The sequence below is a fragment of the Pseudomonas sp. PDM22 genome (assembly GCF_014851965.1).
Taxonomy (GTDB): Bacteria; Pseudomonadota; Gammaproteobacteria; order Pseudomonadales; family Pseudomonadaceae; genus Pseudomonas.
The window spans coordinates 1-19,823 of the sequence record NZ_JACVAR010000005.1 but is presented as its reverse complement, the minus strand read 5'-3'; the positions used below and the strand labels follow the sequence as shown (position 1 = coordinate 19,823).

The following is a 19,823-nucleotide window of genomic DNA, read 5'->3' as shown; positions in this document are numbered from 1 at the left end:
GCTTGCTCATGGCTGCAGGTTGTCCGCATCCGCACCCTTGGGTTTGCCACGGATGAGCGATTCGGGGTGACGTCCGAGGTAGTCGGAGAGATCGCGCAGCGAGCGTGACATGCGATCCAGCTCATTCAGGGTATCGCTGAGTTTCTCCCGCTGCGGCGAGTTCTCGCCCAGCGCCGAGTTGGCCGTGGCCAGGGTCGAACGCACCTCGGCCAGGGTGCTGGTCACCGCGGGCAAGGTCTGGGTATTGAACTGCTTGAGGCTGCCCTGCAGCTCGCGCAGGTTGCCATCGAGATTGTTGGCGATGCTCTCCAGCGGCAGCTTGCGGATACGCTCCACCACTGCCTGCAACTGCTCCTGGAGTTTTTCCAGGCTGCTGGGAACCGTGGGGATCAGCAGCGGCCGGGCAGTGCCATCGAAGGCCACGGGCTTGGCGTCGGGATAGAAGTCCAGGGAAATGTACAGCTGGCCGGTCAGCAGGTTGCCGCTGCGCGCCTGGGCACGCATACCGTGCTCGACGAAGCTGCTGATCACACGGGTGACCCCGGCCTCATCCCCGGTCGTGCTGTTGAACGCCCGGACCATCTTCTGGTGCACCGGGCCCAGTCGCTGCGGGTAGATCACCGCATCGACCAGCACCGGGAAGCTTTGCTGCTTCTCGTCGTAGTCCAGCTGGATGCCCGTGACCTTGCCGAACTCGACGCCCATGAACTCGACTGGCGCGCCCACGCTGAGCCCGCGCATCGACTGGTCGAAACGCAGGCGCAGGTACTGGGCGATACCCGACGGCGGCGCCAGGGCGCCCTCGCGGTCGGCGTACAGGTCGAAGACCTGGTTGTCGTTGGCAGCCGCCACGTCGGTGCTTCCCTCCGGCGTGCCGAAGGCCAGCCCACCCACCAGCAGTGCCGAGAGCGACTCGGTATTGACCTTCAGGCCGTTGGCGCCCACATCGACGTCCACGCCGCTGGCGTTCCAGAAACGGGAGTTCTGGGTGACGAAGGCGTCGTTCGGTGCCTCGACGAAAATGCCCAGGTCCACGCCCTTGCCATCGCTGCGCAAGGCATAGGAGGTCACCTGCCCCACCGGGATCTTGCGGTAATAGATCGGCGAGCCGATATCCAGCGAGCCGAGGTCTTCAGCGCGCAATACGAAGCTCTTGCCCTTCTCGCCATAGGTGATGGGCGGAGGAGCCTCCAGCCCGGTGAAGCGCTTCTGCGGCGCCCGCGACTCCCCGGCATCCGCGCCAATGAAGTTGCCCGACAGCAGTGTGTCCACACCGGTAACGCCACCGGCACCGATACGTGGGCGCACCACCCAGAACTTGGCGCCCTGGGTGGCGAAGGATTCCGCTTCCTTGTTGAGCTTCACCGTGGCGTTGACGCTGTTCTTGTCGTTGGCCAGCTCCACCGCCTCGACCTCCCCGATGACCACGCTGCGGTACTTGACCTGGGTCTTGTGCGCGACCAGGCCTTCGCCGGTCCTGAACGAGATTTCGATGGTCGGCCCCTGCTCCATCCAGTTGCGCACGATCAGCGAGGCGCCCACCAGCAGCGCGACTATCGGCACAATCCAGACCATCGACACGTTCCAGCGCCGCGTGCGCACCGGCGCGGCCCCCGGCGTGCCTGGCTTAAGGGTGTCCTGCTGCATCGATAGGGTCTCCGTCGTCCCAGATAAGCCGTGGATCGAAACTCATGGCGGAAAGCATGGTGAAGACAACCACCAGGCCGAAGAAAAGAATGCCCGCTCGCGGCTCGATGGTGCCCAGTTCGCGCATCTGCACCAGGGCGGCCACCAGCGCGACGACCAGCACGTCGAGCATCGACCAGTAGCCGATCAGTTCGACCAGGCGATACAGCTGGGAGCGCTGGCGTTGCGCCCAGCTGCTGCGTCGCTGCACGGTCAGCAGCAACATGCCCATGGCCAGGAACTTGACCGCCGGCACGCCGATACTGGCGATGAAGATGATCAGGGCGATATCCCACGCCCCGCTTTCCCAGAACTCGAGCACGCCGCCGCCGATGGTGCTGTCGATGCCCTGGCCGAGCATCTCGGTATGCATCACCGGCAGCAGGTTGGCGGGGATGTAGAAGATCAGGGCGGCGATGAGAAACGCCCAGGCGCGCGTAACGGCCTCGCCCTTGCGCACATGCAGCGGCGCACCGCAGCGCCCGCAGTGATGGCCGTGCTCACGGACATCGCAGGCCAGTCCGCAACCATGGCAGAGGCACAGGTTGAGTTCGGTCGCCAGGGGGGGACGGCTCATACGCGCTCCCAGAGTTCGCGGATATCCTTCCCGGCGATATAGAGGATCAGTACGCTGAGCGCCGCCATGGCCAGCAGCCCGATGCCGGGGATCACGTCGAGCAGGCCGGCCAGCTTGATCACCGCGACCATGGTTCCCAACAGGCAGACCTCCAGCATGCTCCACGGGCGCAGGGCCTCCAGCCAGCGCATGCTGAAGGCGAAAGCCGGCGCCCGGCGCCCGGCCTGGGCGAACGCCAGCACCCAGATGAGCAGTGTTATCTGCAGCACCGGGGCGAGGATGATCGCCAGCGCCACGACCAGCGCGATGAGGGTGATGCTGCCGCTGCTGAGGATCATCACCGAATCCCACAGCGTCGCGGAGTTGCTCAGCCCCTGCATGCTGATGGTCATCACCGGGTAGCTGTGGGCGAACGCCAGCAGGATGGCGCCGGTAATGGCCAGGGCCAGTCGCTGCTGAATCGTCAGCGCATTGTGCCGGTGAAGGACTCCGCCACAGCGCTCGCACAGGGCACGCTGATGGCGCTGGAGCGGCTCACGCCGGTACACCGCATCGCAGTATTCGCAAATGATCAGATCGCTGGAGGTCGACATGCGGACTCTCGGCTTGCCGTGTACGCGCTACTGCCCCCGATTCGCGCCACGCTTATGTCGGGGAAGACTAGTCGAATAATCGCCGGGGGCCGCTTGAAGAGTGCCGGACCAAATGGTCAGCGGGCCTGCTCACGGTTTCCTCGGGTCCAGCCATACTGAGTCCAGCCCCGGCTTTTCAACTGCAGCCCATTACGAGAGGGAGATTCGTCGATGGTCGACTTCGTGTTGCATGCATTGCGCGCCAACCCTGAGATAGCGGTCTTCCTGGGCATCGCGCTGGGCGTGCTCCTGGGCCGCGTACGCATCGGCGAATTTCACCTGGGATCGGTGGCTGGTGCTCTGCTGATGGGCTTGCTGATCGGTCAGATCGGCCTGGAAGTGCCGCACGTGCTGAAGTCGGTATTCTTCGCGCTGTTCATCTACGCCGTGGGCTTCAAGAGCGGGCCGGAGTTCTTCGGCAGCCTCAACCGCGGCACGGTCAAACTGGTCGTGCTGTCCGTCGTCCTGTGCGCCACCGCACTGGCCACCATCCTGGTCATGAACCGAATCTTCCAGTTCGACGCGGGTTTTACCGCCGGGCTGGGAGCCGGCGCGTTGACCGACACGGCCATCATGGGGACCGCCAGCAGCGCGATAGCACAACTGGCCATCGATGAAGCGGCGAAATCCCAGCTCAACAGCCACATGGCGGTCGCTTACGCCATTACCTACGTGTTCGGCACCATCGGGCTGGTGGTCTTCGTCGGCAGCATCGCCCCCAGGCTGCTGCGGGTCGACCTGAAGGAGTCGGCGAGGGAGCTGGAGCGTCAACTGGGCATCGAACGGGAAGAGAACGCCATCAGCATTCCCTACACCCGCATCGTCGTGCGCGCCCACTGCCTGAGCGTGCCCGCCGCCTTTGGCCAGCGCATCCAGGACATCGAAGCGCTTCACGCGTCGCTGAGTATCGAGCGGGTCATTCGCAACGGGCAGATTCTGGAGCGTTCAGCGGACCTGAAGCTCAGCGCCGGCGACATACTCGCGGTCTATGCCTTGCGCGAGGCCGTGCCCGAGCTGAGCCAATGGATAGGCCCGGAAATCGACAACCCGGAAAGCATGTCGTTTCCCACCCGCGACGCCGACATCGTGCTCACCTCCCGCAAGCTGGCCGGCAAGACCATTCACCAGATCAAGGCCATGCTGATCGGCGCCGAGCGCATGGGCTGCTATATCCGCACCATCACCCGCCAGGGGCTGGAGCTGCCACTGCTGCCCGAAACGGTGCTGCACCGGGGCGATGTCATTACGCTGGTGGGCCGTACCGCGAGTGTCGAGGCCCTGGCCGAGCAGATCGGTCGCATCCGCACAAGCAACTACAAGAGCGACATTGCCATCCATGCCCTGGGGATGGTGATCGGCTCCCTGGTCGGCATGCTCTCGACCCATATCGGCATGATTCCCGTCGAGCTGGGCATCGGCGGCGGCGTGCTGCTGGCGGGGCTGCTGATCGGCTGGTTCAACTCGCGTCATCCCGAGCTCGGTGCGCTGCCTCCGGCCGCACAATGGGCGTTCTCCGAGTTCGGCCTGACAGCATTCGGTGCCGTCGTCGGCTTGCTGGCAGGACCCGCCGCCATCACCGCCATCCAGGAGCAAGGCGCCGCCCTGCTGGTCGCGGGAGCGATCGTCACGATCATTCCGCCGCTGGTGACGCTCTATTTCGGTCGCTACGTCCTGGGGCTCCACCCGATGATCCTGTTCGGTGCCCTGGCCGGCGCCCAGACGGAGGCCGCATCGATGAACAAGATCATCGAGCAATCCGGCAGCAACACCCCGGTCGTCGGCTTCACGGTCTGCTACGCCATTTCGAACGTGCTGCTGGCAGTCTGCGGCCCCATCATCGTGGCCCTGACCACGTCCTGAGAGGCAGATTGCCAGAGCGCAGGAGCGCGCCGGCAATGGCGGTCAATGATGGTGCTTGTGCTTGTGGTGGTTGTCGTGGTGGTCATGGCCATCGTCGGCCAGGTTGTTGCCGATGGCGCTGCCCGCCGCGCCACCGAGGCCCGCGCCCACAAGGCCGCCAGTAGATCCGCCCACCTTGCTCCCGACCACCTGGCCGCCCGCCGCACCGAGGCCGCCACCAATGGCCGCTTCGGTCTTCTTCCCGTCCTTCGCCGACATCGCGCCGCCTGCCGCCCCGCCGACCCCGGCGCCGATCGCCGCACCAGTGCTGCCACCGACGGCATTGCCCACCACGCTCCCCAGAGCGCCTCCAATACCGCCTCCGACCGCCGTGGTCGTGGTCTCGCCGGCCATGACGCCTTGTGACGCCAGGATGGTAAAAGCAAGTGCTGAGAGGGACTTCCGCATCATCGACTCCAGAAACTGTATACAAGACAACCAGTCTGAAGGACGCGGAAATGGCGGACAAATCGACCTTCGCGGTTCATGGACCTGAGTCAATCAATCGGTCCGTTCTTCCCCCGCCTGTCGCTTGGGCCAACTCTTGCTCGATGTGAATCAATCAGCGGGTTGCGTACATTTCCCCCTGGGCGCTCCCTGCGACAACTTCGAAAGCATTTGGCACGAGCCCGACTATTCTTCTGTGCGTATGGCCTGCCGGAACACCGATGGGCAACAAGGAGACACTTCTTGAATCGGACTCGACTGCTTATCGCATCCTGCCTGTCGCTGATTTCATTCTTCGCTCATGCCCAGGTGGCTTTTCTCCAGGGCCGTCTCTACGAGCTTCGCCGCGATACTTCGCCAGCCACCTGCAGCGAATGGCCGAACGGGCTCCCGGACGGTGTCTGGGGCAATGGCGGCGAATACGTTCCCGATGGCGATCACCTGAGCGCCAATGGCGACGTGCTGATCACTTCGGCGATCTACAAGCCCACGGGTGTTCGCGTTTCTCACACCTTCTATAAAAGCCGGCAGTCGTGTCTGGCGGACCTTTCCCCACAACCGATGACGGCTGCCGCGAAGAACGATGGCCAGGGCAGCTACGTCGACAGGCTGCAGCAGGATTTCGGTAGCCGCCTGTATTTCAGCTCCGCCGAGGCGGAGGCCCTGGTGAAGAAGATCAATATCGACTGCAAGGCTCCCGATGGCCGCTACCTGCCGCTCTACAACGCACTTCTGGCGCGTCTGGACGAAGCCAGCACGCCCGACGCCTGGATGGAGACCAGCGTGGTCAACACCGGCAAGAAGCTGCGGGTGTTCGACAGCGTGCGGCTGAAAAGTGGCAAGGAACTCACCCCTCAGTTGACCCTGGAAATCAACGAATTCGGCGGATACGAAACCCACGGCGTACGCCCGCAGGCGCTGTCGAAGGCCTGCTTTGGCAGCTACGGTCCGATCTGGAAGCTCTAGTTTTCCCCGAACCATCGTAAGTATTTGAATCTGCTGGAGTTGCCTTTCTAGGTGGGCGATAGCGACTTAAGCTCGCCGGCCGGCAAAAAGCTGCGGATCACCCATACTCATTTCTCACCGATCAGCACTCGCCAGGTCCTCCACAACGTGAGGCCTGTGCGATGCGTGTGCCTGAGCGGCGCAGTAGCAGATGCAAGCCCCCTGCTCTCTTTCCCCAGAGAAGCCCTGGGAGCGGGGTGACGTGGCAGCCAGGAAGCAGCCGGCGGGAGAACACCTGCCGGGCAGTATCGACAGGGCCAAGTGGCCCGCAAGGAACCACAAGAGGGCTGATGAATGCCACATGACGGGAGCCTGCTGCAGGCGACGGTAATCTTCCTGCTGACGGTCGTCATTCTCGTACCCCTGGCGCAACGCCTGAAGTTGGGCGCCGTGCCGGGGTATCTGCTGGCCGGCATCCTGATCGGCCCGTCCGTGCTGGGCCTGGTCAGCCACCCGGAGAACGTCAGCCGCCTCTCTGAGATGGGCGTGGTGATGCTGCTGTTCATCATCGGCCTGGAGCTTTCCCCGCGGCGCCTGTGGATGATGCGCCGCTCGCTGTTCGGCGTAGGGTCGCTGCAGGTAGGGCTGACGGCCCTGGTACTCGGGCTGATCGCCTTCCTGCTGTTCGGCCAGTCACCTGCCGCTGCCGTGGTACTGGGTGTGGGCCTGGCGCTCTCTTCCACCGCTTTTGGCCTGCAGGTGCTCGCCGAGCGCAAGGAACTGGGCAAACCCCATGGCCGGCTGGCTGTCGGCATCCTCCTGTTCCAGGACATCGCGGCCATTCCGTTGATCGCCGTGGTGCCGTTGCTGGCGGGCAGCGGCGACCCTTCCAACGAAGGCGTGCGCCCTTTGCTGACGGTCGCCGTGGGCATCGGCATCGTGATCATCGGCGGCCGTTACCTGCTGCGCCCGGTGTTCACCTGGGCGGTCGGCTCGGGCTTGCGCGAACTCTCCACCGCCACCGCGCTGCTGGTGGTGCTGGGCACCGCCTGGATCATGGAGCACGTCGGTGTCTCCATGGCGCTGGGCGCGTTCCTCGCCGGCATGCTGATGGCCGAGTCGCAGTTCCGCCATGAACTGGAATCCCAGATCGAGCCGCTCAAGGGCCTGTTGCTTGGATTGTTCTTCGTTGGCGTGGGCATGACTGCCGACCTCAGCCTGCTGGTCAGTGCGCCGCTGCTGGTACTGGGCCTGACGGTGCTGCTGGTGGGCATCAAGCTGCCGTTGCTGTTCGGCCTTGGGCGCTTCACCGGCGGACTGGAACGTTCCGAGGCGCTCTGCCTGGGCGTGGTGCTGGCGTCCGGTGGCGAATTTGCCTTCGTGGTGTTCAAGCTGGCTCTGGATCACCAACTCCTGGAGCAGCGGGTCCACGACGTGCTGGTCCTGGTCATTACCCTGTCGATGGCCGTGGTGCCTCTGGTGATGATGGCGCTGGCCCGTCAGTTGCGCGGCGATGCGTCCGTCGGCGAGGTGCCGGATGGGCCGCCGGAAGTCAGCGGCGAGCCGCGCGTGGTGATAGCCGGCATGGGCCGTATGGGGCGGGTGGTCGCCAACCTGCTGCAGGCCCAGGGTGTGCCGGTGGTGGCGCTGGATACCTCGATGGACGCCATCGTTCGCCAAGGCAAGGAAGGTCGCGTGCCGGTGTACTACGGCGACCCGACGCGGCCGGAAATCCTCCACGCCGCCAAGGTCGGCGAGGCGGAACTGGTGATAGTCGCCACCGACGACCCGCAGATCAACCTGAACACCGTGGACGCCCTCTCCCGCCTCTACCCCAGGACCCGGGTGATCGCCCGCGCACTGAACCGCCAGCAGGTCCTGCAATTACTCGACCGGGGCGCCAACCCGGTGCGCGAGACCTTCCACTCCAGCCTGGAGATGGGCCGCCGCGCCTTTATCGAACTGGGCGTGAGCGAGGAACAGGCCGCCGCCTGGGTACGCCGCTACCAGTTGCAGGAAGTGCAATCGCTGCTGGAACTGCACCGCCAGGGCCGCGACGACGAACCGGGTGGCTGTTTCGCCGACGATGGCAGCGGTCTTGCCGGTGTCACTCCACCCACCCCACAACCACCCGAACCACCCCAACCAGGCGCCGAACAGCGCAATGACCGCCCCGCCTGAGGAGAACAGCCATGCAACCAGGATTCAAGCTCGACGGAGCCCTCTCCCAGGGCATGCTCGACATACTCATCAAGGCCGGGCTGGTCGCCGCCCTGGTGATCTTCTCCTTCGAGGTGTTCCAGCCGTTCCTCGAACTGATGCTGTGGTCGGTGATCCTCGCGGTCACCCTCTATCCCGTGCTGGGCAGGATCAAGGCACGCACCGGGCTGAAGGATGGCCACGCCGCCACCCTGCTGGTGCTGTTCGTGCTGCTGGTGCTGATTGTGCCGATCTACCTGATGGCAATGTCCATCACCGAGTCCGCCGGCAGCGTCGGCGACATCCTCAAGAGCGGCACCCTGCACGTGCCGGCGCCCCAGCCTTCGGTGGCCGAGTGGCCGCTGATCGGTCCGCGCGTCTATGACCTCTGGCTGGCCGCCTCCACCAGCCTCACCGATGTGCTGCGCGGCCTGATGCCCAACATCAAGGACGCCGGGCGCATGCTGCTGGGCGCCGCCGCCAGTGCCGGCGGCGCCTTCCTGCTGTTCGTCGGCGCCATCATCATCTCCGGCATCATCATGGCCTTCGGCGAGATGGGCACCATCGCCGCGCAGCGCATCGCCCAGCGGATTTCCGGTGCGGAACGCGGCCTGCACATCGCCGCGCTGTGTACCGCAACGATCCGTGCAGTGGCCCTGGGGGTGATCGGCATCGCCTTCATCCAGATGTTGCTGATCGGCATCGGCTTCGTCATCAAGGGCATCCCCGGCGCGGGCATCCTCGCGCTGATCGTGCTGGTGCTGGGCATCGCCCAGGCACCGGCGAGCCTGGTCACCCTGCCAGTCATCATCTATGTGCTGAGTACCGAAGGTTTCACCGGCACGACCATCGTGTTCGCCATCTATATCTTCGTCGCCGGGCTCGCCGACAACGTACTCAAGCCGCTGCTGCTCGGACGCGGCGTCGACGTGCCGATGCCGGTGGTGCTGATCGGCGCCCTCGGCGGCATGGTGGTCAAGGGCATCATCGGCCTGTTCCTCGGCCCGGTGATCCTCGCCGTGACCTACAAGCTGTTCTGGCAATGGGTGGACCAGCAGGTGCCGAAGATGGACAAGCCCGCCACGCCGGCCGAATGAACCAGGGATCGCCATGGCAGAGCGCGTCACACGCGGCATCCTGATCATCGCCGCCCTGCTGGGCGGCTGCACCCAGGTCGGCCCGGACTACCAGAAGCCGGAGCAGCCGTGGCTGAACGGCTGGAGCACGCCGCTGCTCGAGCAGGCCGGCCAGCGTGCGGCTGCGCCGGATTTCAGCCGCTGGTGGACGGTCTTCGCCGACCCGACCCTGGATGCCCTGATCGCCGAGGCCGACGCGCACAACACCAGCCTGCGCGTGGCCGGCCTGCGCATCGCCGAGGCGCGCGCACAACTGGCCATCGCCGAGACCGGACGCTATCCGCAGTTGCAGCAGATCAGCGCCGACAGCCTCTACCTCAAGCAGAACCAGCACGGCGCGCCGAGCGCACGGGACTCGGTGTTCTGGCAATCCAGCGTGGGTTTCGACATCGGCTGGGAGATCGATTTCTGGGGCCGCTTCAGCCGCGCCATCGAATCGGCTGACGCCGTGTATTTCGCCTCCCAGGCCAACTACGCCGACGCCATGGTGCTGCTGCGCGCGCAGGTCGCCGACACCTACTTCGGCCTGCGTACCGCCGAGGCGCGCCTGGATATCGCCCGCGAGAACGCCAGGCGCCAGGAGCGCAGCCTGGAAATCACCGAGCGGCTGTTCCGCCACGGAGAAAACGACGAGCTGGACTGGCAGCAGGCGCGTACCCAGTACCTGGCGACCAAAGCGACCATCCCCGAATTCGAGAACCAGGTGAACGCTCTGCGCAACATCCTCTGCGCCCTCCTCGGCCGCCCGCCGGGCGAGATGCCGGAGCTGCTCGCGCGCCACGGCCAGTTGCCGATGCCCAACGGGGCGATTCTCCAGGATGTGCCGGCCAGCCTGTTGCAGCGCCGCCCGGACATCCGCGCCGCCGAACAGGCGGTGGCCGCGCAGTCGGCGCTGGTGGGCGTCGCCGAGGCCGACCTGTACCCGTCGCTGAGCCTGATCGGCAGCCTCGGCTGGAGCTTCGTCTCGGCCAGCAACCTGCCCGACAGCTTCAACCTCGCCGCCGGCCCGAGCCTGATCTGGAACCCCTTCGACTACGGCCGACGCAAGAACGCCGTGCGCGTGGAAGATGCGCGCCTGCAGCAACTGATCGAGCTGTACCAGCAGGATGTGCGCAACGCCGCGCGCGAAGCCGACGACGCCGCCAGTGGCCTGGTGCGCTCACTGCAGAGCGCCGGCATCCGCGAGCAGGCCTCGCAGGCGGCGCAGCGCTCGCTGAGCCTCGCCAGCTCGCAATACCGCGAAGGTTTCGCCGACTTCCAGCGCGTGCTCGATGCCCAGCAACTGCTGCTGCAACAGCAGGACGGCTACCTGGTCAGCCGCGGCAACGCCGTCAGCAGCCTGGTGGCGCTGTACAAGGCACTCGGCGGCGGCTGGGACAGCCAGCGCGCGCCCATCGATTCCGCTACCCGGCAACAGATGCAGCAACGCACCGACTGGGGTGACCTGCTCGATGAGCCCTCTCCAGCCGCCAAGGATCAAGGAAGCCCGAAATGAGCGACACCCCCGCTACCCCGCCGGCACCGCCCTCGCCTCCCGCCCCCGGCAAATCCGCGCCGGATCGCGGCATGCGCCTGGTATTGCTGCTGATCGTCGTCAGCCTGGTCTGGTACCTGCTCGCCGATCGCTTCACGCCTTATACCCAGCAGGCGCGGTTGCAGGCCTACGTGATCGCGGTGAGCGCCGAGGTAGCCGGCTCGGTAAAGCGCGTGGCGGTGGGCAACAACCAGGAAGTGCGCAAGGGCGACGTGCTCTTCGAACTGGATCAGGAGCAATACCGCATCGCCCTGCAGCGCGCCGAGGCGGACCTCGACACCGTGCGCCGGCAGATCGGTGCCAGCACCGCCGGCATCGACTCGGCCCAGGCTTCGCTTGCCGCCGCACAGGCCAACGAACGCAAGGCCCGGCAGGATGCCGAGCGCCTGCAGCGGCTGTACCAGGAAGACCCCGGCACGGTTTCCGTGCGCCGTCTGGAAAGCGCGCAGGCAACCCGCGAACAGGCGGCCAGCCAGGTCGCGGCGGCCCGCGCCGAAGTCGAGCGCGCCCGCGAACAGCAAGGCGGCCACGATGAAGACAACGCCCAGTTGCGCAGCGCCACGGCCAACGTCGCCAAGGCCCGCCTCGATCTTGCCCGCACCACGGTGCGCGCCGACTCCGACGGACTGATCACCGACCTGCGCACCGACGTCGGCCACTATGTCGGCCCCGGCAGCCCGGTGATGACCCTGATCGCCATCCACGACCTGTGGATCAGCGCCGACATGACCGAGAACAATCTCGGCCACCTGCACAACGGCACCCCGGTGCTGGTGGTGCTCGACTCGCTGCCGGGCGAGCTGCTCTCCGGGCGCGTCCGCAGCATCGGCTACGGCGTCAGCGTCGGCCAGGGCACGCCGCCGGGCTCGCTGCCGACGGTGCAGAACAGCCGCGAATGGCTGCGCTCGGCGCAGCGTTTCCCGGTGATAGTCGAGCTGGACCGCGACCAGCTGGAGAGCCCGGCCGGCCTGCGCGTGGGCGGTCAGGCCGAAGTCATGGCGCTGCCCAGCGAAGGCAATCCGCTGAACCTGCTCGGCCGCGTGTTCATGTGGCTGATGAGCTGGCTGTCGTATGCCTATTGAACTGCGGCGCCAACGTGCGCTCCGGCTGGCCTGGGGCACGGCGCTGTGCCTGGCGGCCAGCTACGGGATCGGCATGCCGATCCCGTTCCTCGCCCCCGTGCTTGCCGTGCTCCTGCTGGCGATGCGCGCCCAGGCCCTGCCGCTCAAGGCGGCTCCGGCCCTGGCGGTGCTGGTAATGCTCAGCTGCGGCATCGGCCTGCTGCTGATCCCGCTGCTGCGCCACGCGCCCCTCAGCGGCGTGCTGTTGGTCGGCGTCGGCCTGTACTGCGTGTTCCGCTATGCGCTACGCGGTGGCAACGGCCTGCTGGCGAACCTACTGGTGATCGGCCTGACCATGATCGCCGCCGCCGGCACCAGCGATTTCACCCTGGCGTTGTCGGTGGTCGAGGCGCTGGCCAAGGGCATGCTGCTGGCCGTGCTGAGCACCGCCGTGGCCCACGCCCTGTTCCCGGAGCCCGCGGATGCGCCCTCGCCCCCAGCCCCGCCCCTGCCCAATGAGCAGGAAGCCGCCTGGATCGCCCTGCGCGCTACGCTGATCGTGATGCCCGCCTTTCTGCTGGCGATCATCGCGCCGGACCGTTTCATGCCGCTGATCATGAAGTCGGTGAGCCTCGGCCAGCAGGCGGGGGAAACCCGTGCGCGCCATGCCAGCCGCGAGCTGATCGGCTCCACCCTGCTGGCCGGCGTGCTGGCGATTATGGTGTGGGGCGCCCTGAGCCTGTTCGTGCACCTGTGGATGTTCTTCCTCTGGGTGCTGCTGTTCACCCTCTGGCAAGGCCGTCGGCTGTACGCCGCCGTGACCACGCGCAAGAGCCCGGCGTACTGGGTCAGCTGCCTGACCACCATGCTGATCCTGCTTGGCCAGTCGGTGGCGGACAGCGCCGGCGGCCAGGACGTCTACCGCGCCTTCGCGATCCGCATGGCGCTGTTCCTCGCGGTGTCGCTCTACGCCAGCGGCATGCTCATCTGGATCGATGGCCGCCGCGCGCGGGCCCGCGCGGCCTAAGGCTTCCAGTCCACGCCGGAATCGGCCAGGTAGGCATCCACGGCGGCGCCCAGCGTCGGGTGAAACGCCGATTCGCCCAGGCCCTCGAACAGCTCGAACTGTTTCATCTTGTCCTTCACCGGGTCCTTCATCTCGGCGAACTGCAGCTCGACGCCCCGCTGCTCCAGCACCTTGTCCAGTTCGGCGAGCATATCGGCAGACGTCACGTCGATACTGGTCACCGGGCTCGCGGCGATCACCAGCCGCTGCACTGGCGTCGGTGACTCGTCCAGCGCCGCCAGCACCTGATTCTGGAACTGCTCGGCGTTGGCGAAGAACAGCGGCGCATCCCAGCGCAGCAGCACCAGTCCGGGTATGCGCCGGGAGTTCGGGTAACGCGTTACGTCGTGATAGCCGCGCACTCCATCGACCCGGCCGAGCACCGCATGGTGCGGCCGCCAGCCGTCCCAGAGGAATTCGATCACCGAGATCACCACGGCGATGCAGATGCCCGGAATGGCGCCGAACACCGCCACGCCGACGAAGCAACTGATGGACAGCCAGAACTCCCAGGGCTGCATGCGGTAGATGCGTTTCAGGTCGGCGAACTCGAACAGGCCCAGCGCGGCGGCGATCACCACCGCGGCCAGCGCGCTGTTGGGCAGGTGCTCCATCAGGTTCGGTGCCACCAGCAACAGCAAGGTCACCGCCAGCGCGCCGATGATGCCGGTGAGTTGGGTTTTCGACCCCGCAGCTTCGGCCACCGGGGTACGCGAGGAACTGCTGCTGATGGGGATGCCCTGGAACAGCCCTGAGGCGACGTTTGCCACGCCCAGGCCGAACATCTCCTGGTTGGGGTTCACCGGGCTTTTCAGTCGTGCCGCGTAGGTGCGCGACAGCACGCTGGTATCCGCGAAGGAAACCAGTGCCACGGCGACGCCGCCCAGCACCACTTCCACCAGGTCGATATCGGTCACCCAGGGGAAGGCAAACGACGGCAGCCCTTGCGGCAGCTGCCCCAACACCTTGACACCCTGGTTGCCGAGGTCGAACAGGCTGACCGCCAGGGTCGCCAGGATGACCGCGATAAGGATGCCCGGAATACGCTTGTAGGGCTTGAGCAGCAGGATCAGCACCAGACTGCCGGCGCCCACCGCGAAGCTCGTCCAGTTGGCGCGTCCCTCCATCAGTGCCTGGCCCAGTTGCCAGATATCCCGCAGCGGTCCTTCGCTGTCGACCTTCAGGCCGAACAGCTTGGGCAACTGGCTGATCAGCACCGTGAGTGCGATGCCGTTCATGTAGCCATAGCGGATCGGCTTGGACAGCAGTTCGGTGATGAAGCCCAGGCGCAGCAGGCCGGCGATCATGCAAACCGCGCCGGACACCAGCGCCATCAGGCTGGCGATGGCAATGGCCCGCTGCGGGTCGCTCGCCGCGTACTGCACCACCACCGCGAGGATCGGCGCGGCCAGCGCCGAATCGGGGCCGAGCACGAGGATCCGGCTCGGCCCGAACAGCGCGTAGGCCAGCAGCGGGATGATGGTCGCGTACAGCCCGTAGATACCGGGCACGCCGGAAGCCTCGGCATAGGCAATCCCCACCGGCACCAGCATGGTGGTCAGCACCAGCCCGGCGGCCAGGTCCCTGGGCAACCAGCTCGCCTGGTAGTTGCGCAGGGTGACGAGGCCGGGCAGCCAGCGCTGCCAGTCGAAGCCGGATCGGGATTGCGACGGGGTTTCGGACATCGGGGAAGTGGCTCCTGGCGAAAACGACAAAAGGCCCAGCGAAGCGGCAACCTTATCGTCTACAGCGTAGATCAGCGGCCGTACTGCCAGCGTCGAGCCGGTCACGATAGTTTCCGCGCCGCCAGCGGATTCGCACCTAAACTTCCCCCAGCCGTCCGTCACTGGAGAAACGCCCGCTCATGAGCAGCTTGTTCGACGCCATCCTACTCGGGCTGCTGGCCCTGTTGCCGCTGATCAACCCGCCGACCACGGTCGCGCTGTTCCTTGCGCTGTCCCAGGGTTTCAGCCGCGAAGAGAAGAACCAGCAGGCGCTGCTGACCGCCTGCTACGTGTTCATCATCATGACGCTGACCTACTACATCGGCGAGTTCATCATGGGAGTGTTCAGCATCTCGATTCCGGGCCTGCGCGTCGCCGGCGGCGGCATCCTCTGCATCATCGGCGGACGCATGCTGTTCCCCGCGCCCATGCCCTCCCCTGACTCCCGCGAGGACCTGCCCGAACGCACCAGTTTCGCCTTCATCCCGCTGGCCATGCCCAGCACCGCCGGGCCCGGCACCATCGCGATGATCATCAGCTCCGCGGCCAGCATCAAGCACAGCACCAGCTTCCCGAACTGGGTGATCCTGGTCGCGCCACCGCTGATCTTCCTCTGCACCGGGCTGATCCTCTGGGGCTGCCTGCGCGCCTCGGACCTGATCATGAAGGCCACCGGCAAGTCCGGCATCGACGCCATCTCGCGGTTGATGGGCTTCCTGCTGGTGTGCATGGGCGTGCAGTTCGCCATCAACGGCCTGGTGGAGGTCGCGCAGACGCTGATCGACACCAACGCCCATCTGCTCGCGCAACCCTGAAACGCAAGCGGGCAACGAAGTGCCCGCCTGCAATCCGGCCCGGCCTACGGCCGCGAATAGACCTTGAACAGGCTCTGGTCCAGCTCGCTTGGTGCGCCGAAGTACTTGCTGTACAGCGGCACGAAATCGTCAGAGCGATACAGCTCGCTCAGCGCGGTATCCACCTGCAGGCGGAAGTCCTCGTCGCCGCGCGGCATCGCCAATGCAACCGGGGCAAACTCGAAGCGCCGGCTGAGGACCATCAGGTTGGCCCTGCCAGCGCTGTGCTCCACCAGGCTGCGCAGGGTCATCTGGTCGTAGAAGAAGGCATCGGCCTTGCCGCCCGCGACCGCTTCGACTCCCTCCGTGGGGCCGGCTACGGCCTGCACGGTGACCAGAACCTTGAGCAGGCGCAGGCGTTCGCGCACCCAGGTCTCCACCCTGGTATTGCCGGGCACCGCGAAGGTGTAGGCCGCCAGACCTCGGTTCAGCGTGGCACGCCAGGTCGGGCCGCTCTGGTCCACCTCGCCGTTGAGCGAGCGCACCAGGAAGAACGACGCATCCTTGCGGACCACCACGCCCAGGCCGGCGGTATACACCGGAAGGGAGAAATCGAGGTCCTGACGCAGCTTCAAGGTTTCCACCATCGGGCTGCAGAGCAGGTCGACGCCGCCGGCGCCCACCGTTTCCAGCGCCTTGTCGGCATTCAACGCGACGAAGCGCACCTGCAGTTGCGCCAGACCCGGCTGGGTCCGCAACTGGTCGGCGACCTTCTGGCACAGGTCGATGCCGTAGCCGACGGCGCCCTCGCCTTCGCTGGCGGAGAACGGCGGGCGCTCCGGCAGGTAGCCCAGGTTCAGGGTGTGGCTGCTGCGGATGCGCTCCAGGGTCTGGGCGGGAGCGACCAGCGGCAACGCGGCGGCCAGCAGGAGGATGGCGCGGGGGAGCCAGCGGTTCATGGCCGGGCCTCCACGTTGAGCTTCGCCTGCGGATCGATGAAGCGGTCGGCGATGTAGCCGAACATCAGGTAGCCCACCGCAGTGACCAGCATCCCGCCGAACACCGCCTCCATCCCCGAGGCGTACAGCGCGTAGAAGCTGTACGCCATGGCGATCAGTAACGCCGCCACGTTGCGGTGGTGCGGGAAGCCGGTCACTCCGGCCTTCTGCATGATCACCAGCAGCGCCGACAGCGCGGTGATGTACGGCACGATGTTGGTCACCGCGGCCAGACTGACCAGCTTGCCGAACTGCTCCGAGGCGTTGGGCGAGATGGTCGACACCGCCATGGCGCTCTGCAGCGCGGCGTTGGCCACCAGCCCGAGGATCGGTGCGCCGAGCAGCGTGACCTTGCTGAACAGGCGGGGGAACATGTGCTGGTCGGCGGTGACCTTGGCCGTCTGTGCCAGGGTGAACTGCCAGCCCAGCAGCGAACCGACGCAGGCCATCACCGCCAGTGCCATGATGATATTGCCCACCACGGGATTGAACATCTGCGCATAAACGTAGGCGAACGGCGCGCTGGAATTGGCCAGTTCGGCATTCGGCACAATACCCATGATCACCGTCGTCGACAGCACGTAGACCACTGCCGCGCCCAGGGTGCCCAGCAGGCAGGCCAGCGGCACGTTGCGCTTGGGGTTCTCCACAGCGTCGGAGTTCTGCGCCGCCGACTCCATGCCGAGGAAGGCCCAGAGGGTCAGCGGAATGCTCTGGGTGATGGCGTCGCCCATGGCGATGTTGTTCGGGTTCCAGGCAGCGTCGAACACCTGCTTGTCGAACCAGAACCAGCCGATGATCGACAGGCCCGCCACCGGGATGATCACCCCCCAGACCGTGAGGGAGCCGATTTGCCCGGTCACCTTGGGGCCACCGAAGTTGGCGAGGGTGGTCAGCCAGATCAGCGCCACGCTGCCGATGAACAGCGGCATGGCGCCGGTGCCCAGCCAGGGAATGAAGGGGGTCAGGTAGCCCACTGCGGAGATCGCGATGGCCACGTTTCCGATGGCCAGCGACAGGAAATACAGGTAGGAGCAGAGGAAGAACGCCGACTTGCCGTGGGCTTCCTCGGTGTACGCCGACATGCCTCCCGAGCGGGTGCAGTAGATACCACACTGGGCGAAGCAGTAGGCGATGGCCATCGAACCGATGGCGGTGATGATCCAGGACAGCAGGGAGATCGCCCCCAGCTGCGCCATGCTGGTGGGCAGCATGATGATGCCCGAGCCCATCATGTTGACCGCGACCAGGGTGGTGAGCCCGGTCAGGGTCATCTTCTTGCCGGATGCTTCCATTTGCATGCTCTTTTGCAGGAGAAGTGATCAGAAGACAGGAGCAGTCCCTCGTAGGCGCCGCCGCTGCGCGAAACAGCTCGCAGGACGCCCTACTCTTCCTCCATCAACACCTTTACTCGCCCGCTGCGCGCGGCCTTGACCAGCGCGTCGTGGTCGCGTTCGGTCTGATCGGCATAGAGCAAGGCGAAGTCGCCTATCGCCTTGTCGAAGGCGTCGCCCTTGCCCAGGTAGCCGCTGATGCTTGCGGCGTCGCCGGACTTGGCGTGGGCGCGGGCCAGGGTCAGCCCACAGATATCGGCGTAGCGCTCCAGTTGCACGGCACTGATGCGTTCCACCGGCACCGACAGTTTCATGTCGCGCAGCTGCCGGACGAAGTAGTCGCGCCCGGCCGGGCTGCGCATCCAGCCAAGGAAGATATCGCTGGAGGACTGCATCAGGCGCTGGCCCATCACCACACGCTGCCCCTGGTGGCGGTACTGGCACTTGCCAGCGTAAGGCTCGAGTACCGAGCGGCAGGACTCCTTGAACTGCAGGATCAGCGGGTGGTTCTCCTCGGAAAACAGCAGCGCGATGAAGCAGCGCGTGCCGACGCTGCCGATGCCGACTACCTTCACTGCCGCGTCGACCAGGCGGTAACGCTCGAACAGCACCCGGCGATCGTCCGACAGGCTGCCGCGGTAGTCCGCCAGGCTGCTCAGTACGCGCTGCATGAAGTCCGCTTCGGCGACGTGGTAGATGATCGGCGGCTGGTCGATGATGCGCGGCTGGCCGGCCACCTGCTCGGCGATCTTCGGGAAGGCGCTTTCCACCACCCGTTCGCGGGCTCGGTCGAACAGCTGCTGGCGAAACTTGCGCGCCTTGGCATCGGGCGCCATGTCCAGCAGGGCCTGGGTATCCAGGCGCGAGTACCAGACCTCCAGCGGGCTCATGCGCGAATAGGAGCGCAGGTTCTCGCGGTAGGCCCGCACGCAGGTCATGGCAATTTCGCGGGCGCGAGCATCGGCGATGCTGCTACTGCGGGCAGCCACCGCGAAACTCACCGCCAGGCGCTTGATGTCCCATTCCCAGGGCGCAGGCAGGGTTTCGTCGAAGTCGTTGAGATCGAAGACCAGGTTGCGCTCGGGGGTCGCGAAAAACCCGAAGTTGAGCAGATGGCAGTCGCCGCACGCCTGCACCTTCACGCCGATATGCGGAAGCCCGGCGAGATCATGGGCCATCAGTGCAGCCGAACCCCGCAGGAAGGTGAACGGACTGCGCAACATGCGCCCGTAGCGGATCGGCACCAGGTCCTTGAGGCGGTCGCGGTTGGACTTTTCCAGGATGGCGATGACATCGCGCTGTCGCCCGGGCGACTTCCATTTGCCATGGCTTTCGCGGGGAATCTTCTGCCGCAGGCGCCGGCCGGCGTCCAGGCGCTCCTCGCGGGAGCGGAACTGCACGGCAGATTCGGAGGCACCGGCTTTCTTGCTGGGGGCTTTCTTCGGGGAGTCCATGGCGTTTCGTCACCTGGGGTGAGGGACGTGCGGCGCACACGGACGCGGCGCCGATCTGCTCGCGGAGCCGGCACCGACGCCGGCTCCCCTCCATTCAAGCTAGATCACTTTCGGCCATGCGCGTGGCGACCCGGATTTCTTTTGTCGGGCACGCCGGCCGCGGCTCACATCGCGCCTTGCAGCTCCGGCACCGCCTCGAACAAGTCCCCCACCAGGCCGTAGTCGGCAACCTGGAAGATCGGCGCCTCTTCGTCCTTGTTGATCGCAACGATCACTTTCGAGTCCTTCATGCCCGCCAGGTGCTGGATGGCGCCGGAGATACCGACGGCCACGTACA

Annotated in this window: 16 protein-coding genes and 1 pseudogene; 8 read left to right on the top strand and 9 right to left on the bottom strand. The window is 66.0% G+C overall.

Going from position 1 to position 19,823, the window contains the following annotated elements:
• Positions 1-6: 6 nt before the first annotated feature.
• From IB255_RS18100 to IB255_RS18090, 3 genes are read right to left on the bottom strand one after another with little or no spacing between them, the layout of a single operon-like run.
• Positions 7-1,647, bottom strand: coding sequence for an intermembrane transport protein PqiB (locus IB255_RS18100; protein ID WP_081520009.1), 1,641 nt, complete (start codon positions 1,645-1,647; stop codon positions 7-9).
• Complete coding sequence (locus tag IB255_RS18095; protein ID WP_081520010.1) at positions 1,628-2,263, bottom strand: paraquat-inducible protein A; 636 nt, start codon at positions 2,261-2,263, stop codon at positions 1,628-1,630. The genes IB255_RS18100 and IB255_RS18095 overlap by 20 nt, the downstream gene beginning before the upstream one ends.
• Entirely contained in the window at positions 2,260-2,856 is a 597-nt protein-coding gene (locus tag IB255_RS18090; RefSeq protein WP_081520011.1) for a paraquat-inducible protein A, read from the bottom strand. Before IB255_RS18090 ends, IB255_RS18095 begins: the two co-directional genes overlap by 4 nt.
• Positions 2,857-3,066: 210 nt before the next feature.
• Between IB255_RS18090 and aspT the strand changes: the two genes are divergently transcribed.
• Positions 3,067-4,755, top strand: coding sequence for an aspartate-alanine antiporter (gene aspT / locus IB255_RS18085; RefSeq protein ID WP_192210621.1), 1,689 nt, complete (start codon positions 3,067-3,069; stop codon positions 4,753-4,755).
• Positions 4,756-4,797: 42 nt separating this feature from the next.
• Here aspT and IB255_RS18080 read toward each other — a convergent pair whose 3' ends face one another.
• Entirely contained in the window at positions 4,798-5,202 is a 405-nt protein-coding gene (locus IB255_RS18080; protein ID WP_081520013.1) for a glycine zipper domain-containing protein, read from the bottom strand.
• 282 nt (positions 5,203-5,484) lie between these two features.
• Here IB255_RS18080 and IB255_RS18075 point away from each other — a divergent pair, with 282 nt between their 5' ends.
• From IB255_RS18075 to IB255_RS18050, 6 genes are all read left to right on the top strand, one after another.
• Positions 5,485-6,207 carry a hypothetical protein gene (locus IB255_RS18075; RefSeq protein WP_192210620.1) on the top strand — a complete coding sequence of 241 codons (723 nt, stop codon included), beginning with the start codon at positions 5,485-5,487 and terminating at the stop codon, positions 6,205-6,207.
• Positions 6,208-6,540: 333 nt separating this feature from the next.
• The gene (locus tag IB255_RS18070) at positions 6,541-8,367 is read left to right on the top strand and encodes a monovalent cation:proton antiporter-2 (CPA2) family protein (protein WP_081520015.1); all 1,827 of its coding nucleotides are present in this window, start codon (positions 6,541-6,543) and stop codon (positions 8,365-8,367) included.
• Positions 8,368-8,378: 11 nt separating this feature from the next.
• Positions 8,379-9,482: an AI-2E family transporter gene (locus IB255_RS18065; protein ID WP_192210619.1), complete on the top strand. Its 1,104-nt coding sequence runs from the start codon at positions 8,379-8,381 to the stop codon at positions 9,480-9,482.
• 13 nt (positions 9,483-9,495) lie between these two features.
• Positions 9,496-11,016, top strand: a complete 1,521-nt coding sequence (locus IB255_RS18060; RefSeq protein WP_081520017.1) for an efflux transporter outer membrane subunit — start codon at positions 9,496-9,498, stop codon at positions 11,014-11,016.
• Positions 11,013-12,137, top strand: a complete 1,125-nt coding sequence (locus IB255_RS18055; protein ID WP_192210618.1) for an HlyD family secretion protein — start codon at positions 11,013-11,015, stop codon at positions 12,135-12,137. The genes IB255_RS18060 and IB255_RS18055 overlap by 4 nt, the downstream gene beginning before the upstream one ends.
• Positions 12,127-13,143, top strand: coding sequence for a DUF2955 domain-containing protein (locus IB255_RS18050; RefSeq protein WP_192210617.1), 1,017 nt, complete (start codon positions 12,127-12,129; stop codon positions 13,141-13,143). Before IB255_RS18055 ends, IB255_RS18050 begins: the two co-directional genes overlap by 11 nt.
• On the opposite strand, the gene IB255_RS18045 is transcribed toward IB255_RS18050, so the two are convergent.
• On the bottom strand, positions 13,140-14,867 hold the full coding sequence (locus tag IB255_RS18045; protein ID WP_081520020.1) for a SulP family inorganic anion transporter: 1,728 nt from the start codon (positions 14,865-14,867) through the stop codon (positions 13,140-13,142). The genes IB255_RS18050 and IB255_RS18045 overlap by 4 nt on opposite strands.
• A 179-nt stretch (positions 14,868-15,046) precedes the next feature.
• On the opposite strand from IB255_RS18045, the gene IB255_RS18040 reads away from it, so the two are divergent.
• Positions 15,047-15,721: a MarC family NAAT transporter gene (locus tag IB255_RS18040; protein WP_192210616.1), complete on the top strand. Its 675-nt coding sequence runs from the start codon at positions 15,047-15,049 to the stop codon at positions 15,719-15,721.
• A gap of 44 nt (positions 15,722-15,765) precedes the next feature.
• Here the strand turns inward: IB255_RS18040 and IB255_RS18035 are convergent, their stop codons facing one another.
• From IB255_RS18035 to IB255_RS18020, 4 genes and pseudogenes are all read right to left on the bottom strand, one after another.
• A complete protein-coding gene (locus IB255_RS18035) occupies positions 15,766-16,659 on the bottom strand; it encodes an amino acid ABC transporter substrate-binding protein (protein WP_192210615.1) in 894 nt (297 codons plus the stop codon).
• Positions 16,656-17,993, bottom strand: a complete 1,338-nt coding sequence (gene potE / locus IB255_RS18030) for a putrescine-ornithine antiporter (RefSeq protein WP_192210614.1) — start codon at positions 17,991-17,993, stop codon at positions 16,656-16,658. Before potE ends, IB255_RS18035 begins: the two co-directional genes overlap by 4 nt.
• A gap of 89 nt (positions 17,994-18,082) precedes the next feature.
• On the bottom strand, positions 18,083-19,486 hold the full coding sequence (locus IB255_RS18025; RefSeq protein WP_081520024.1) for a DUF2252 domain-containing protein: 1,404 nt from the start codon (positions 19,484-19,486) through the stop codon (positions 18,083-18,085).
• A 164-nt stretch (positions 19,487-19,650) separates the two neighbouring features.
• A pseudogene (locus IB255_RS18020) lies at positions 19,651-19,823 on the bottom strand (FAD-binding protein); the annotation flags it as partial.